Source organism: Bifidobacterium vespertilionis, from assembly GCF_008698145.1.
GTDB classification, from domain to species: Bacteria; Actinomycetota; Actinomycetes; order Actinomycetales; family Bifidobacteriaceae; genus Bifidobacterium; species Bifidobacterium vespertilionis.
Genome location: NZ_RZNZ01000021.1, coordinates 1 through 16,999, shown reverse-complemented (window position 1 = coordinate 16,999; position 16,999 = coordinate 1). Strand labels below are relative to the sequence as shown.

Here is a 16,999-nt window from a genome sequence, read left to right as displayed (position 1 = left end):
CAGCAAACTGGGCCGCGCAAACTGGGCAGATCCGGCCGCGGTTTTTCCAAACTGGGCAGATCCTGTCATCTGGAGCCCCAAAATCGCCCGCAGATGGCAGGATCTGCCCAGTTTGCGAATGCGAGAGCCCAATCTGCCCAGTTTGCGGGGATCGGGCGGCAGATCGGGCAGATCGGGCAGATCGGGCAGATCGGGCGTATTGGTCGCATTGGCCGTATGCGAAATCGTTCGGAAGCCTACAGCTCCCTGGCCGCCTCGACGATCCAGCGGATGCGTTCCCAGTCGAGCTTCGCGTCGATCGTGCAGTCGCCGCCGAGCAGCAGGCCGCGCTTGCCGTGGTCGAGGATCACGTCGCGGGTGTAGGCCTGAAGCTCATCCTTGGTGCCGTCGTAGATGATGCCCTTGCGGCCGTTGGCGTCCCAGTGGGTTTCGAAGCCGCCGAGCGAGGCGCGGCCGCCGAAGAAGATGCGGCCGTCGTCGAGGCTGAGGTGATCGACGTGCACGGCCCAGTTGACGGCCTTGGCGGGGTAGTCTCGCCACAGTCCGAGCTGGTTCTCGCGTCCGGCCCAGCCGCACAGGTGCACGATGTTGTTGTCCGAGTATCGGTTGGCGCGCTCGAGGGCGTACAGATCGGACGGACGGACCCATTGGCGGTGCTCCTCGGGCGTGAACAGGCCCTTCTCGCCGTTCTGCACGCAATAGTAGACGCCGTCGGCGCCGGCTTCCTCGATCACGCGGCGGGCCAGGATCGACGCGCTGACGGCCACCGCGTCGAGGGCGTGGAGCACCGCGTTGGGGTTCGCGCGCAGGTCCGCGACCAGATGCTGAAAATCGCCGCCGTTGCTCTCCACGCCGAAGCGCAGATATGAAAGCGGCGCGAAAACGTTGTAGAACACGCAGCGCTCATCGCCGATCGCCTTGACCAGCGCCGCGACGCGTTCCACCTGCCGTTCGATCCATGGATCATGCTCGTCCAGCGGCTCAAGCCGGTACCAGTCCTTGGGGCTGCTGATGCCGCTCGGCAGCGGGTAGTTGAAGAACCCGTCGGACATGACCTTCAGGAAGTCCAGATCGGTCTGGCGGTAATACTCCAGATGGGCCTGCACATTGGCCTCGCCCGCCGCCTGCTCGCCGGCGAAGTGGAACCAGAATCCCACGGGCACATGATCGGCCGGACGGTTGTTGAGGGCGTTGAGCACGCGTTCGCGCTTGTTCACTTGATGGTTCCTTTCGAGGGGATGGGATGGTTGGAGGGGGAGTTGGAGCGCTCGCTGCGACGGGCACGCTGGATGCGGGGGTTGGCGACCGGTGCGCTGAGTATGAGGTTGCGGGTGTAATCCTGATGCGGGTGGGTGAACAGTTCATCCGTATCGCCCGATTCGACCACGTTGCCGTTATGCAGCACGATCACGCGATCGCTGAAGCTGCGGACCAGCGGCAGATCATGGCTGATGAACAGGCATGCGAATCCGATCCGGCGCTGCAGACCGCGCAGCAGGTCCAGAATCTCCGCCTGAACGGAGACATCCAGGGCCGATGTGGGCTCGTCGGCGATCAGCAGGGAGGGATTGAGAGCGATGGCCCGTGCGATGGCGACGCGCTGCCGTTGCCCGCCGGACAATTCGCTGGGGTAGCGATCGATCACATCCGCAGGCAGATGGACGGTGTCCAGCAGTTCCAGGGCTCGGTTACGGCTGTCCTTGCGATTCATATGCCCCACGAATCGCAACGGCTCGGCGATGATGTCGCCGATGGTCAGACGCGGGTTCAAGGATTCCGACGGACTCTGGAACACAATGCCGAACCGTGCCTGGACGGCGCGACGTTCCCTGCGCCTGAGCGCGAAGATGTCCTTGCCGTCAATGAGTACCTTGCCCTGCGTGAGAGGGTTCAGACCCAGCAGGCTGCGGGCGATCGTGGACTTGCCGGAACCGGATTGTCCCACCAGGGCAAGCACCTCATGCGGCCGAATGGAAAAACCCACGTCATGCACGACCTCTTTGACTTTGCCGCTGCGATCGCGGTATGACACCGTCAGATGATTGACATCGAGCAGGGGTTTGACATCGTCGAAGGGCTCGCCGGACTTTGATTCCGGAACATGGTCCGTTCCGTCCGCGGAGGGCACGGCGGCCAGCAGCTTCTGCGTGTATTCCTCCTTGGGCGCGCGGAACACCTCGTCCACCGTTCCATGCTCCACGAAACGACCATAATGCATCACCAGCACGCGATCGGCGATGTCAGCCACCACGCCCATGTCGTGCGTGATGATGATGGTCGCGATATTGAGATCGTGGCACACCGAATACAGCAGGTCGAGCACTTCCTGCTGTACGGTGGCGTCCAATGCGGTGGTCGGTTCGTCGGCCAGCAGCACCTGGGGATGCTCGGCCAGGGCCATGGCGATCATGATGCGCTGCAGCTGGCCGCCGGAAAGCTCATGCGGATATTTGCCGGCGATGCCCTCGACATCGCCGAGCCGCACATCGTCAAGCAGCTCGTTCACGCGGTCGCGCACCCGCTTGCGATCCAGCGACGGCTCCGCGACGGCGACGGCTTCCGCGAGCTGCCGGCCGATGGTGAATACCGGATCCAGGCTGGCGTAGGGATCCTGAAATACCATGGCCACGTGCGTGCCGCGCAGGTCGCGCAGTTGCGCGGGATCGGACAGGTCGAACGTCCGTTCGTCGGCCGTGGAGAGCGTGCCCGTCACCGAGGCATACTGGGGCAGAAGACCCAGCAGCGCCTGCACGGTCACGGATTTGCCGGACCCTGATTCGCCCACGATTGCGAGGACTTCGCCGGCATGGGCATCGAAGCTCAGGTGGTCAACGGCATGAACGTCCGAATCTCCGGAATACTCGGCGGTGAACACCACATCCAGATCCCTCACCGACAGCGCGGGGGTTTCCGCATGCTCTGTGGCATCGGTCATGTGAACTCCTTGAATCAGTCGTCCGCGTCCAGCACGGCGTCGAGCCGCAGGACGCCCAGCAGGTAGATGAGGAAGGCGGTTTTGGCGTCGTCGATCGAGGCCCATTCGTCGGCGCCGTGCGCGGAGCCCTTGCCGTCCTCGATGAAGTCGGGTTTGCGGGAGATGCGCTCGCCGTTGGCGTCCGTGAGTCCGCCGAAGCCGGGGCCGAAGTTCAGGGCGCCCGGGATGACGCGCGCGTGGGTGCCGCCGCCCATCGCATTGGGCTCCTCGTGCACGCCGATCACATCGTTGTAGGCGCTCAGCAGCGCCTGGAGACGCGGATCGTCCTTGGGCACGAAGAACGGGTCGGATCGTTCGACGTGCGTGATCGATCCTCCGGCCGCCTGAAGCCGCCCCGCGAGCGCGCGTTCGATGTCGGGGCCATGCTGGGTGACCGCGTAGCGGATGTCCACGGTCAGATCGACCCCGTCGCCGGTTCTGGACGGGTGCACGACGCCGAGATTCTGCGTGGTGCGGCCACTTTCCTCGTCGCAGAACGCGATCGGCGATCCTTCGGCGTAGGGGCTGTGAAACAGGGCGACGATCGTTTCGGCTGTGACGCAGTCGCGGTCGTCCAAAAACGGCGTATGACGATCGATCGCCAGCAAGCCGCGAACCAGCAGAATGATCGCGTTACTGGTGCCATCGGGGAACGCGGCATGGCCGGCGACGCCCTCGGCCTCCAGCACAAGTCCCTTGCCGTCCGTCGCAGTCAAAATCGACAGACGACCGCGCGTCTCGGCGTCCAGATCGTCGAACGCATTGCCCGGGACGGCTGCGAGCGATGCGGGCAACGCGATCGTGCCGTGCCCGGGCACCGCGTTCGATGCGCCGCCAACATCCAGCGTGGACAGCACCGGGCCGGCGGGCAGATGGATGTCCAGCACCAGATGGCCCTTCTGCGCGTTGTTCGCCGGGAACGGGCTGTCGGTGACGACCGCCTGCCGGGGAGCCCCGTAATGGGCCACGTAGTAGCGCAGATCGTCCAGCGTGGTCTCCTCGGCACCGCCGTAGATGATGTGCAGGTTGTGGCGCAGATGCGTGCCGCGCCCGCCGAGGGATTGTTCACTGAGGGGGCGTTTGCTGAGGGGTTGTTCGCTGAGGGGTTGTTCGCTGAGGGGGCGTTCGCTGAGGGGGCGTTCGCTGAGGGGGCGTTCGCTGAGGGGGCGTTTGCCGAGGAACCGTTCATTGAGGAACCGCAGCAGATACAGGTCCGTGAGCGCGCCGAGCTTGTTGTCCGAGCTGCCCCGGCCGATCACATATCCGGCCCGCTCCACCGGCTTGAACGGCTCGAAGGTCCAGCCCTGACCCGCGGGCACCACATCCAGATGCGACACCAGCGCGATATCGCCCAGTTCCGATCCGTCATCCCCGAGCCAAACTTCCAGGGCGTGGCCCTCGCGGTCCGTACTGTTCAGTCCGAAGTCGCTGGCCCGTTGCGCGGCCGCACGGAACATGCGTGCCACCTGCGGGCCGTAGGGTTCCCCTTCACGGGCTTGACGGGTGTCCGAAACGGACGGGATCGAGACCCAGTCCAGCAGATCCTGCGAGAATTCGCCGCGATGCCGGTCGAACCAGATCGACGCCTCGTCCAGCGCCGAGCGTTCCTCCGCGCTGAGATTGGTGTGGGTTGTCATGATGGTGATGCGTTCCTTCGGAAATTGGGGATGAGATGGGAATGGATGGGGAGCGTTCAGTGCCGATGCGAGGGCGCGATGTCCGCGATGTAGCCGAAGCGCGGCCGGACGTGTTCCTGCAGCGCTTCGCCCATGGCGTTGACCGCAAGTACGAGCAGGGCGATGGCGACGCCCGGGGGAATCCACATCCAGGGCTCGTAGCTGAGCACGCGGAAGTTTTGCGCGGAGGACAGCATGTTGCCCCAGCTTGGATCGGGCTGGGAGACGCCCAAGCCGAGGAAGCTCAGCGCGGCTTCGGACAGAATGGCGGTGGTCACGGCCAGCGTGCCGTTGACCACGATGACCGGTATGCAGTTGCGCACCAGACCGTTCCACAGGATGCGCCAAGTAGGTACGCCGATCGCGCGGGAATAGTCCACGAAGGCATGCTCTCTCAGGGACAGCACTTCGGCGCGCACCAATCGTGCGAGTCCCGGCCACTGCAGCACGCCGATGATCAGCACCACGTTCCATACGTTCGCGCCGAACACCGCGGCGATTGTGATGGCCAGCGGGTAGAAGGGGAAGCACTGGAAGATTTCCGAGATGCGCATCACGATCGCATCCACGATGCCCTTGTGATAGCCTGCCACAGTGCCCAAGGTGACGCCGATGACGATCTGCAGGGCGACGGCGGCGAGACCGACGAGGATGGACATGCGACCACCGTACAGCAGGCGGGAGAAGATGTCTCGCCCCAGAGCATCGGTGCCGAGCCAGTGCGTGGCGGAGGGCGCCACTTCAAGACTGTTCAGATCGATGTCATTGGGCGCGTAACGGGTTAGCAACGGTGCCGCAAGGCACGCCGCCACGATGGCGAGGGTCACCGCAAGCCCGCCCGCGAACAGCGGATTGCGCAGCAGACTGTGACTGCTCCTTGTGGCATGATCGGCGGTCGTTCTGCCGACGGTATCACTGGCGGTGGCGTCGCTCACGGTCTGTATGACGTTGTCCTTCGCCCCATGCATGGCGGCCGCGGTCGCGATCGACGGAACGGCTGTGTTTTCAATGCTCATGACTGCACCCTGATTCTCGGATCGATAATGACGTTGATGACATCGCCCAGTAGATTGGCCAACAATGTGACGAGGGCCAACAGGAGCGTGATGCCCATCAGCAGCGGATAATCGCGTCCCACGGCGGCGTCATAGCCCAAGCGGCCGATGCCGGACCACGAGAACACGGTCTCGGTGATCAGCGCGCCGGACAACAGTCCGGGAACGGCCAGCATGAGTACGGTGACGATGGGTTTGGCCGCGTTCTTGAGCACGTGCCCGTAAATCACGGATCGGCGCGACAGGCCTTTGGCGAACAAGGCCCGCACGAAATCCGCATCAAGCAGTTCACTGGTCGAGGAACGGATGTAGCGGCTGTACGTGGCGAAGCTCATCGCCGCCAGCACGGTGGCGGGCATGATCAGATGGCGGATCACGTCCCAAGTGACTTGTTCCGGGGTGCCCGCGAACCCGGGTGTGATCATGCCCGAGCTCGGCAGAACCTTCAGCTGCGCGGAGAACACGCGGATCAGGATCATCGCGAGGAAGAACGCCGGGATCGACATGATGCCGAACGTCACCACGGTGATCAGACGGTCCGAGACGCGGCCGCGGCGGATGGCCGAGTAGATGCCCACCGGCAGCGCGAACACGAATGCGATCACGGCGGCCGCCACGGTCAGCACGAGCGTGTTGCCCACTCGGCTGGCGATCACGGCGGTCACGGGCACGCCCAACTGGATCGAGTAGCCCAGATCGCCCTGCAGGGCCCGGCCGACCCACTTGACGTACTTGAGCCACAACGGGTCGTAGTAGCCGACCTTGCGCAGCAGCTCCTCACGGGTCGCCGCGTCGGTCTGCGGACTGAACATCGACGCGTAGGGATTGCCCGGCTGCAGGTTCAGCACGGCGAACACGATCAGCGAGATGCCGAACAGCACCACAACCGCGATGGCGGCTCGTCGGGCTATGTATTTGACGATGGGCATGGGATGGTCAACCTCTTTTGCTGGCTGTTGCTTGTCTGTGATGGCTTACTGCGCCTGTGAGGGCGAGACGGACCACTTGGACACGTTGCTGAAGATCTCGTAGGTGGAGCGCTCGAAGTTCTTCACCTCCGGGCGCACGGCGGTGCCCTGGTTGGGGATGTACAGGAACGCGAACGGCACCTCGTCATTCTCCAGATGCAGGTACTGGCTCACGGCCTGCGCGAGTGCTGTCGGATCAGTCGTTTCGTTGACCTTGTCCAGCGCGGCCTTGCTCTCGCCGTCCTCGCCCCAGCGGGACCACCAGTTGGCGCTGCCGTACTGCTGAGGTCGGAAGGTGCCGCCCATCAGCACGCCGTCATACTGCTTGTTCGGATCCTGCAGAATGGCGAGGGTCGTGTTGAAATCAGCCTGGCTGAGCTGCGCGTCGATCCCGATGTCCTGGAAGTTCTTCTGGATGATCGGGGCCGACAGCTCGCGGGTCTTGTTGCCGGTGGGGAAGTTGATGGTGAAGGTGAACTTCTGTCCATCCTTGTCAAGGAAACCATCGCCGTCGGTGTCGGTCCAGCCGGCCTCCTTGAGCAGTTCCTTGGCCTTTTCCGGGCTGTAGTCGTAGGAGTTCAGATCCTTCGGGTACAGGGGATCGGAGGGGTGCGCCTGCGCATTGAAGGTGATGCCGTGGCCGTACAGCAGGGAATCGATGATGCCCTTGCGGTTGATGGCGTAGAGCAGCGCCTGGCGCACGCGCTTGTCCGCAAGCTTCGGGTTCTTGGTGTCGAAGGTGAGGTACTGTCCGCCGTTGCCCTCGCCTTCGACGATGTTGACGCCCTGCTGCTTGTATGCATCAAGCTCCTTGGAGTTGAAGTTGGAGATTTCGGCGATATCCACCTCCTTGTTGATCACGGCGGTCTGCAGGGTGTCCGGGCTGACGATCTTGAAGATCAGGTTCTTGGTGGCGGGGGCGCCCTCGAAGTAGTCGGGGTTGGCTTCGAGGGCGACATATTGCCCGTCCACGAACTCCTTGAACTTGTACGGGCCGGTGCCGATCGGGTGCTTGAGCAGATCGGTCGCGGTCTTCCACTGTGCGATCGGGACTTTCTCCCACACGTGCTTGGCGAGCACCGGCTTGTCAGCGAACGTCGCCAGCGCGCCCGAATACGGGGTGGCGAAGTGGAAGACCACGGTGTGGTCGTCCGGTGCGGTGATGCCGGCGAAGTCCTGCGTCTTTCCGGCGTGGTAGTCCTCATAGCCCTCCAGATGCTGTACAAGCGTGGACGGGTCGAGCGGGAAGTCCTTATTGGCGGTGGCGGCATAGGTGTACACCACATCCTGAGCGGTGAACGGCTCGCCGTCATGCCACTTCACATTGTCGCGCAGCTCGAAGGTCAGTTCCTTGCCGTCTGCGGACCAGTTGTAGGACTTGGCAAGCGACGGCTGATAGTTCTGCTGCGCGTCGAGTACGACCAGTCGGCTGTAGACGTTGAAAATGATCGCACGATCATAGTCGGTGAAGTAGGTGACTGGGTTGAACTGGCCGTTCGGGTTGCTCCACAGGGCGTACCGCACGGTGTCGGTGGATTGCGCGGATGTTCCTGCTGCCGTGGCTGCGGTTCCCACGGACGTGTTGAGTCCGCATCCGGCCAGTGAGACCGCGCAGACCGCTGCGATCGCCGCCGCCGCGGTCTTCCTCCACGTGGTGTGCCATAGATCCTTGATTGCCGTCATGTTGTTCCTCTCCCGGCGCGCTTGATTTATGTGTGGGAGCCGCTATGTGGTCTCCCCAAAGCGGTCTCGGCCGTGCGCCATTGCTCAGCGAGTCTAGAAGGCCTGCGATGCCGACTCGGCGTGGTCGTCATACGTGTTGGCTATGGGACGTTATAGGGCAGATAGTATTGGATATTTGGCAAAACGGGTTATTTTTATATCTTTTGATGGATAAAATGACATAAAGATCCATACAGGCGATTGGAGCGGATGATGGAGACCGATGCCGGAACGTTGCCGTTGCATGCGCTGAACCCGTTTATGCCCGGGGCGGGTAAGCAGCCTCCCGAACTCGTGGGGCGTGCACAGGATCTTTCGCTGATGGAGCGGATGACGACCCGTACCAAACTGGGGCTTCTGGACCGAGGGGTTATCTACAGTGGCCTTCGGGGCATGGGCAAGACCGTGTTGCTGCTCAAGCTTGGTGCCATGGCGGCCGAGGCGGGCATGGCGACGGTGCAGATCGAAGCCAATGGTGACGCGGAGGCTGAATATGACGAGTTGTTCCGCGAGATCAGCCTGGCCGTCATGCGCGTTCGCAAGGCCGACTTGAGGCGGCGTTTGTCTGATGTGTTCGCCCATGTCGAGTCGATCTCGCTGGACTTTGTGTTCGGCTCCGCAAAAGTCGAACTTGGCGGTGAAGCCGCGACGAAGCGCGGTGTGCAGACTTCCTCGTATCGCCTTGAATTGCTGATCGAGGGATTATCGGAGGAGCTGGGGAAGGAAGGCTCGGGACTGTTTCTGTTCGTGGACGAATTTCAGGACATGTCCGTGGAGGTCATGGCCACGCTGATCGTGGTGCAGCACAAAATGGGGCAGCGCAATCTGCCGTTCTACATCATCGGAGCGGGGCTGCCGAATCTTCCCGGGGTGCTGACCAAGTCGCGGTCCTATGCCGAGCGATTGTTTGAGTACCGCGTGATCGGGCGTCTTGATGATGCGGCGGTGGCCGACGGTTTCCAGAAGCCGGCAAACGAGCTTGGCTATGCGTTTGACGACGAGGCTTTGTCCCGATTGGTTGAATTGTCAACCGGATATCCGTACTTCATTCAGGCATATGGGAAAGCCGCGTGGGATGCGGCGGATTCCAATCCGATCACCGTGGCGGCGGTGAGGCGCGGCGAGCCGGTCGCCCGCGCGGAGTTGGACCGGGGCTTGTACATATCGCGATGGCAGCGTGCGACCCCGTTGGGGCGGGAATATCTTGCCGCGATGGCGGCGATCGGCGAATCATGCACGTCGGCCCAGGTTGCGAAGCGTCTGAATCGCAGCGCCTCCGATTTGTCCTCTATCAGGCTGTCGCTGATCGAACTGGGGCTGATCTATGCGCCGGAACGCGGTCGTGTTTCGTTCACCGTGCCCGGGATGGACGAATTCATTCGTCGATCGGAGCCAGTGGAGAATCAGCTCCACGACAGTGCGGCCTAGTTGGCCGTGAACGGGGCTGCGCCTGCGCGTCACGGGGAGCGGAGTGCGTCACGCGGCGTGGCGTGCGTCACGGGGAGCGGGCGCGCCGGGTGACGTCGTTCGGGAGGCCTTGATTTTCAAGGGTTTCGGGACTGCGTCACGGGGTGCGATCGCGCCGGGTGACGGAAGTCGCGCCGCGTGACGGTCTCTTCGCGGTCTCTTCGCGCCGAGTGACGCGCAAACCGGTCGCATTCCGCCATACCAATAACCTATAACTGGCCCATAATCGTTGAAATTCCAACGATTATGGGCTATGGAGCCCATTTGGGGAACCGGCGGTTCCTCCGTAATGTGGGGAGCGGATCGAAAATGACGAGAAGAGGAACCATGACCCATCCCACCCCGATCAGCCCGCAAACCGCCATCCGCTCGGCCCAGCCGAACCGCCTCGCCACCATCGGCCGCAGGATCGTGACCACCGCCATCGCGGCCGTCATGGCCGTGGCGCTCGCCGCGTGCGGTGGCGCGAACGCGAGCATCGCCACCGGTCAGCCCACCGTTCCCAGCGAAACCGGGGCGAAGACCTCCACCGGCACGCCCGTCAAGGATCTGAAGATCGCCAGCGCCTCCGCAGTGAGCACGCTGAGCGTGAATCAGGAGGCCGGCAGCGCCAACTACCAGCTCGCCGCGCTGTATCAGGAGGGCCTCACCGGCGTGGACGCGACCGGCAAGGTGATCCCCGCGCTCGCCGAAAAGTGGAGCAGCACGGATAACAAGACGTGGGTGTTCGATCTGCGCCAGGGCGTCAAGCTGCACGACGGCAGCACGCTCACCACCGACGACGTGATCGACTCCATCAACACCGCGCGCGACGCCACCCTGTCCCCGGGCCTGTCCGTTTACTGGCCCGACTACGTGGACAAGGTGGAGAAGACCGGTGACGCGCAGATCACGATCACTCTGAAGACCCCGCAGAGCGAATTCCCCACGCAGGTGTCCAACGTGGCCGGTCTGTTCGTCACCTCCAAGGCGTTCCGCGAATCGGCCGGTTCCGACTACGGCTCGGCCAGCAAGCTGATCGTGGGCACCGGCCCGTACAAGGTCACCGAATTCGACCCGTCCAGCCACGTGAGCCTTGAGAAGTTCAAGGACTACTGGGGCACCAACGACGGCCCGGACACCGTGCGCGTGGACTTCATCACCGAGGACTCCACCAGGCTGCTCGCCTTCCAGAACGGCACGGTGGACGCCTCCTTCAACGTGCCCGTGACCAGCGTGGCCCAGTGGAGCCAGAACGGATCGAACGTCACCGCCTACTCCGACCGCTCCTACTACGGCCTGACCTTCGACCAGGGCGTCAAGCCGTTCGACGACATCCACGTGCGCAAGGCCATCTCCTACGCGCTGGACAAGGAAGGCATCGTCAAGGGCGTGCTCAAGGGCTACGGCGAGGTGGCCACCGGCATCGACTCCCCGGAGCAGTTGGCCGGCTGGACCAACAACAGCAAGGACGAGGCCGCCAAGAAGGTGGCCGATCTGGGCGCCCTGAGCTACAGTATCGACCAGGCCAAGAGCGAGATCGCCCAGTCCTCGCAGCCCTCCGGCTTCAGCACCACCCTCACCTACCCGACCGGCTACCCGGCCGTGGGGCAGGCCTCCCTCGCGCTCGCCGATTCGCTCAAGCAGATCGGCGTGACGCTGGACGTCAAGGAGATCCCGCTCGAGCAGTGGCTGAGCGAGGTCGGCAACGGCAAGCAGGGCGTGGCATGGATGATCTACAACCCCACCACCCCGCAGCCCAACGAGGTCACCTCCTGGCTGCTCGCCGCCGGCGGCGCGGGCGCCAACCCCGCCAACTGGACCGACGCCGACGTGGCCGCGCAGACCGACAAGATCGGCACGCTGACCGACCCGTCCGAGAAGCTGCAGATCGTCCTCGACACCACCAAGACCGCCCTTGAGCAGGACATCTACTCGCCGGTCTACTGGGGCAAGGCGGCCGTCGCCACCAAGAAGGGCCTGGGTCTCAAGGGCGTCGACACGTTCTGGCTCGGCACCAACTGGGCCGCGGACTTCGTGGAACAGCAGTGACGGGCAATACGAGCAACCTTCGCGACGAGGGCGGTTTGCGGGCGTCGGACCCGGGCCGCCCTCGGGCGCGTTCGCGGCGCCGGACGGCCGGAAACGCAAGCCCCTGGATCCGGGCCGCGCAGTTCCTCGGCAAGCGACTGGCGAATCTGATCCTCCTGCTGTTCGTGCTCTCCCTGATCACCTTCGGCCTGCTGTACATGACCAACAGCGACCCCGCGCGCACGCTGGCCGGCGCCAAGAAGGTGAGCCCCGAGCAGCTCGCCGCCATCCGCGCCCAGTACCACCTCGACGAGCCCCTGTGGCGGCAGTACCTGCGATGGCTCGGCAATCTGCTGCACGGAGATTTCGGCACCTCCATCCGCACGCAGCTGCCCGTCTCGCAGATGATCGGCCAGCGCGCGTGGATCACGCTCGCCCTGGCCCTGATGGCCCTTGCGATCGCACTGCTGATCGGCCTGCCTCTGGGCATCCTCGCGGCCCGCCGCCACGGCCGGTGGCAGGACCGTCTCATCACCGCGCTCGCCGTCACCGGTCTGAGCGCCCCAAGCTTCGCGGTCGGCCTGCTGCTGCTCTACGTCCTGTCCGTCCGACTCGGTTGGTTCCCCATCTACGGTCTGGGCGACGGTGGCCTGATCGACGCCCTGTGGCATCTGCTCCTGCCCGCCATCACGCTGGCCGTGGGCCTGTTCGCGTCGGTGGTCAAGATCTCCCGCGCCTCGCTTGCGGATCAGGTGGACGCCGACTACACGCTGTTCGCCCGGTCGCGCGGCGTGGCCCGGTGGACCGTGCTGCTCGCGCAATTGCGCAATGCCGCGCTGCCGATCGTCACCTCGTCCGGTCTGCTGATCGCCACCCTCGTGTCCGGCACGGTGATCGTGGAGACCACGTTCGCGGTCGGCGGTCTGGGCACGCTGCTGCAGACATCCGTGACCTTCAAGGACATCCCCACCGTGCAGGCGATCACGATGATCATGGCCACGATCATCTGCGTGGCCACGGCAATCGTCGACGCGCTGGCCGTGCTCATCGACCCGCGTCTGCGCGTCCGCCAACGGCCCACCGTCGCTCCGGCAACCATTCCGGTCGCCGTCGATGCCAATGATGCCAGCGATTCCAAGGAGGCGACCGCATGAGACGACTGCCCGTCATCCTCGCCGCCGTGCTGTTGGCCGCCGTGGTTCTGCTTGGACTCATCCCAGCCTTCAGCTCCGGGGCCCTGGACCAGAACATCCTCCTGTCCACCTCCGCCCCCGGGCCCGACCACCCGCTCGGCACCGACGCGCTGGGACGCGACGTGTTCAAGCTCACGCTGGCCGGGGCGCGCACGGCGATCGTGGGGCCCGTTGTCATCGCCCTCGGCGCGATGGCGGTGGGACTGGTGTTCGGCCTGCTCGCCGCCTATGCGGGAGGCTGGGTGGATTGGGTGATCTCCCGCGTGGTCGAACTCATGCTGTCCATGCCCACGCTGCTGCTGGCCATTGTGGTGGCCGGCGTGATCGGCGGCGGCTACTGGGTCAACGTGCTGGTGTTCGTGATCCTGTACGCCCCCTACGAGGTGCGTCTGGTGCGCTCCGGCGCGCTCGCGCACATCAACGATCCGTTCCTGGACGCGGCCCGGCTGCTGGAGCTCGGACCGCTGCGCACGCTGTGCTTCCATCTGTTCCCGGTGATCCGCCCGCTGGTGGGCGCGGCGCTGTTCCTGGACATGAGCAATGCGCTGGTATCGCTCTCGTCGCTGTCGTTTCTGGGCCTGGGCGTTTCCCCGCAGGACGCCGATTGGGGCCGTCAGCTCGCGGACGCGCGCAACCTGCTGTTCGACAATCCGATGGCCGCCGTCGCGCCCGGCGTGGCCATCATCGTCACGTCGATCGCGCTGAATGTGGTGGGCGATTGGATCACCGAGCGCACGGAAAGGACGATCCGATGAGCGGTGAAACCATCACGCCGGCCGGCCCGATCGTTCCCGGCCACGCTGTCCCTGGCGACTCCGCCCCTCTCGACCCCGTTCCCGCCGTGCGGGTGAAGGGGCTGCGCGTGGCGATCGGAGGCGCGGAGATCATCCACGGCGTGGACCTGACCATTCCGCGGGACGCCACCGTGGCCGTGGTGGGCGAATCGGGCTCCGGCAAATCGGTCACGGCCAAGGCGCTGTCCGGCCTGCTGCCTGAGCGCGCCCGTGTTTCCGGCGATTACGCATTGTTCGGCGAGCCGATCGATCTGGCTGCGGAGAGCGGGCGTGGCGTGCGCTGCGGGGCGGCACGATCGTGTGGCTGCCGCAGGATCCGTTCTCCTCGCTTGACCCGCTGCGCACCTGCGGGCGGCAGATCGCCGATGGCCTGCGTGTTGGCGCGTCCCGTGGCGGGGCGTCCGGTCGTTTGACCCAATCCGAGCGCCTGTCCAAATCCGACCGCCTGTCCAAATCCGACCGCAGAGAGGCCGTGGAGCAGCTGCTTGCGGACGTGGGCCTGCCAGCGGGCACGTACGACGCCTACCCGCATGAGCTGTCCGGCGGCATGCGCCAGCGCGTGGCGATCGCGGCCGCATTGGCCCCGAATCCGCGGATCCTGATCACCGACGAGCCCACCACCGCGCTTGACGCCTCCACGCAGGAGACCGTGCTCGATCTGCTCGAATCCCTGCGATCCGGCCGGCACATGACGCTGCTGCTCATCACGCATGATCTGGCTCTGGCCGTGGAGCGGGCCGATCATCTCATCGTGTTCCACGGCGGATCGGTGGCGGAGGAGGGCGATCGGAACGATGTGGTCCATCATCCGCGCTCCCCGTATACGCGCGAGCTGCTGGAGGCGCATTCCCGGCTGCGTCCGTCCGCTCCGCCTGAACCCGGGTCGGTGGTGGTCCGGGCCGAGCATCTGGTCAAAACCTATGCGGGTTCGTCCGCACCGGCGGTGGACGATGTGTCCTTCGAGGTCCGCGCCGGCGAAATTCTGGGGCTTGTGGGCGAATCGGGCTCGGGCAAGTCCACGGTGGCCCGGTGTCTGGTCGGATTGGAGACGCCGGATGCCGGGATCGTCGCGTATCCGGGGGGTTCCGGAGACTCCGGCTGGTCACGGGAACGCGCGCAACTGGTGTTCCAGAACCCGTACGGATCGCTCAATCCCACTATGACCGTCCGCCGCACGCTGGCCGAGGCACTGCGTGTCTCCGGCAAGCCGAGCGATGCCGCGGCCATCCGTGCGCTGCTCGCGAAGGTGGGGCTGGAGCCCGATCTCATCGACCGCAAACCCGGCACCCTGTCCGGAGGCCAATGCCAGCGCGTCGCCATCGCGCGCGCCCTTGCCCCCGAACCGCGTCTGCTGGTGGCGGACGAGGCCGTCACCGCGCTCGATGCCAACATCCAGACCCATGTGCTGGAAACCCTGCTGGAGCTACGTAGTCGATTGGGTCTGGCCATGCTGTTCATCTCGCATGATCTGGACACCGTTCGCCGCATTGCGGATCGCATCGCCGTCATGCGCAACGGGCGGATCGTGGAGAGTGGGACCACGGACCAGGTGATGAACCATCCGCGGCACGACTATGTCCGCGCGCTTATCGCAGCCATGCCCAAACCGTTGGAATAACAGGCATAATCGCATATGCAAGGAGTTTGTATGGCAATCCGAACCATCGCCGTCCCCCTTGAGCCGGGCTGCAATCCCGAATCGGTCGACGGCCTTCCGCTGCCGGAGCCCACGCATGCCGCTCTGGTCCGGGCCGGTGGCGTGCTGAGACGCACGGTGTATGCGGCCGCTGATGGCAACAACGTAGCCGCGCTGCTTGGATACCACCGTCCGCATACCGCGCAGGAGAAACTGACCGCGATCGGCGGGGACGAATGCCTATGGGCCGATCTCATCGCGTTTGCCGTCCGCCATGCGTCCAGCCAGCCCGGCATTGCAACGGTGAAGGTCGAGGGGCTGAACGCGGCGGGGGATGATGCTGCGGGGGATGATGCAGCGGAGGATGACGTCGCGGACGGCATGGATTCGGCGGAAGACGGCCGATTTGCGCATTACCGGCAGACCACCGAATTCACCTGCGGCCCTGTGGCGCTGCTGGACGCGCTGCATCGCCGGGGGCTTGCACCCTCCCCCACGCGTGACGAGGAGCTGGCCCTGTGGCGCGAGGCGACGATCGTGGTGGCCTGCGATCCGTATGGTTTGGCCTTGGCCGCCGATCGGCGCGGCGCACGTCCTGAAGTCTATGTGTCCGCCGCTGGTCCGGTTCTGCATCCGGACAGTGGGCTGGGCATTCTGGATGCCCGTCTCGCCCGGGATACCCAGCTCGATTTTGAGCGGCAGGTCCGCGAACGGGGAATCGCCGTGCGCGTGGGTGCGTTCGGTGCCGAAACGATCGGCCGCCTGGTGGACGATGGACGCATTGCCGTGGTGCTGATCGATGAGCTGCATATGCACGGCGAGGCCTGCCCGCACTGGGTGACCGTAACCGGTCGCGATCCGTCGGGGGCGCTGCTGGTGGACGATCCGTGGACCGACGCCGATTTTGGCGAAAGCGCCGTAGACGCCTTCCAGATGCCCGTTTGGCAGGATGATCTAGATTTGATGATCCGATACGATGCCCCCCGCTCTGCGCAGGCCATGCTGGTGTTGTAGGGCCGGTGGCTTTCTCGTCTGCGTGGCCTGGCGCGATTTCGGTCGGGCTGCCGCCAGGGCGGCGACGGTCCGACGCGGCCGGACAACGCAGGGCGGAGCTCCCCATTGTCATCCTGAGCACCGAGCCGTGAAGCGGACAGCCCAGTGGGCTGTCCGTAGGCGAAGGGAGCCGCCGCCAAGGCGGCGACGGCCCGGCGCGGCCGGGCAGCGTAGCGCGGAGTCGAAGGATCCTTACATTTTCGTGCGTGGCCCGTTCTTCGCGTGTCGTCCCGTTCTCGCCCGTCGCGCCATTGTTGTCTTGTGTTTCGTGTTGGTTGCGACACGCCGTGGGATGCTTGGTTTTTCAATGGTTGTTCATGTTCCGGTTGGCTTGGGTTTGCGTGTTCGTGGTTTTGCGTGTAGGTTATTCATTCGCTGCCGCACGGCGGCCGGGGCCGTTCCCTTGGGGTTGGTTCCGGTGGTTGTGCGTGTGTGGTGGTTTGAGAACTCA

Annotated in this window: 13 protein-coding genes; 7 read left to right on the top strand and 6 right to left on the bottom strand. The window is 64.6% G+C overall.

Going from position 1 to position 16,999, the window contains the following annotated elements:
* Positions 1 to 236 precede the first annotated feature (236 nt).
* The 6 genes from EMO90_RS11335 to EMO90_RS11310 are packed head-to-tail and all read right to left on the bottom strand — an operon-like array spanning position 237 to position 8,356.
* Positions 237 to 1,217 (bottom strand): uroporphyrinogen decarboxylase family protein, encoded by a 981-nt coding sequence (locus EMO90_RS11335; RefSeq protein ID WP_150354847.1) that lies wholly within the window; start codon positions 1,215 to 1,217, stop codon positions 237 to 239.
* Positions 1,214 to 2,935: a dipeptide ABC transporter ATP-binding protein gene (locus tag EMO90_RS11330; protein ID WP_150354848.1), complete on the bottom strand. Its 1,722-nt coding sequence runs from the start codon at positions 2,933 to 2,935 to the stop codon at positions 1,214 to 1,216. Before EMO90_RS11330 ends, EMO90_RS11335 begins: the two co-directional genes overlap by 4 nt.
* A 14-nt stretch (positions 2,936 to 2,949) precedes the next feature.
* Positions 2,950 to 4,611 (bottom strand): M20/M25/M40 family metallo-hydrolase, encoded by a 1,662-nt coding sequence (locus EMO90_RS12525; protein ID WP_223849838.1) that lies wholly within the window; start codon positions 4,609 to 4,611, stop codon positions 2,950 to 2,952.
* Positions 4,612 to 4,667: 56 nt separating this feature from the next.
* Positions 4,668 to 5,666 (bottom strand): ABC transporter permease, encoded by a 999-nt coding sequence (locus EMO90_RS11320; RefSeq protein ID WP_223849839.1) that lies wholly within the window; start codon positions 5,664 to 5,666, stop codon positions 4,668 to 4,670.
* Positions 5,663 to 6,634: an ABC transporter permease gene (locus tag EMO90_RS11315; RefSeq protein ID WP_190972094.1), complete on the bottom strand. Its 972-nt coding sequence runs from the start codon at positions 6,632 to 6,634 to the stop codon at positions 5,663 to 5,665. Before EMO90_RS11315 ends, EMO90_RS11320 begins: the two co-directional genes overlap by 4 nt.
* 45 nt (positions 6,635 to 6,679) lie before the next feature.
* A complete protein-coding gene (locus EMO90_RS11310) occupies positions 6,680 to 8,356 on the bottom strand; it encodes an ABC transporter substrate-binding protein (protein WP_150354849.1) in 1,677 nt (558 codons plus the stop codon).
* A gap of 249 nt (positions 8,357 to 8,605) precedes the next feature.
* Between EMO90_RS11310 and EMO90_RS11305 the strand changes: the two genes are divergently transcribed.
* The 7 genes from EMO90_RS11305 (at position 8,606) to EMO90_RS11275 (ending at position 16,509) form a co-directional block, all read left to right on the top strand.
* Positions 8,606 to 9,823 carry an AAA family ATPase gene (locus EMO90_RS11305; protein WP_150354850.1) on the top strand — a complete coding sequence of 406 codons (1,218 nt, stop codon included), beginning with the start codon at positions 8,606 to 8,608 and terminating at the stop codon, positions 9,821 to 9,823.
* A gap of 366 nt (positions 9,824 to 10,189) precedes the next feature.
* Positions 10,190 to 11,893, top strand: coding sequence for an ABC transporter substrate-binding protein (locus EMO90_RS11300; protein WP_190972095.1), 1,704 nt, complete (start codon positions 10,190 to 10,192; stop codon positions 11,891 to 11,893).
* Positions 11,890 to 13,026, top strand: a complete 1,137-nt coding sequence (locus tag EMO90_RS11295) for an ABC transporter permease (RefSeq protein WP_223849840.1) — start codon at positions 11,890 to 11,892, stop codon at positions 13,024 to 13,026. The genes EMO90_RS11300 and EMO90_RS11295 overlap by 4 nt, the downstream gene beginning before the upstream one ends.
* Entirely contained in the window at positions 13,023 to 13,820 is a 798-nt protein-coding gene (locus EMO90_RS11290) for an ABC transporter permease (RefSeq protein ID WP_150354852.1), read from the top strand. Before EMO90_RS11295 ends, EMO90_RS11290 begins: the two co-directional genes overlap by 4 nt.
* Positions 13,817 to 14,272 carry an ATP-binding cassette domain-containing protein gene (locus tag EMO90_RS11285; protein ID WP_150354853.1) on the top strand — a complete coding sequence of 152 codons (456 nt, stop codon included), beginning with the start codon at positions 13,817 to 13,819 and terminating at the stop codon, positions 14,270 to 14,272. Before EMO90_RS11290 ends, EMO90_RS11285 begins: the two co-directional genes overlap by 4 nt.
* Positions 14,158 to 15,477 (top strand): ABC transporter ATP-binding protein, encoded by a 1,320-nt coding sequence (locus EMO90_RS11280; protein ID WP_190973681.1) that lies wholly within the window; start codon positions 14,158 to 14,160, stop codon positions 15,475 to 15,477. The genes EMO90_RS11285 and EMO90_RS11280 overlap by 115 nt, the downstream gene beginning before the upstream one ends.
* Before the next feature lie 30 nt (positions 15,478 to 15,507).
* Positions 15,508 to 16,509, top strand: a complete 1,002-nt coding sequence (locus tag EMO90_RS11275) for a peptidase C39 family protein (protein WP_190972096.1) — start codon at positions 15,508 to 15,510, stop codon at positions 16,507 to 16,509.
* Positions 16,510 to 16,999 lie beyond the last annotated feature (490 nt).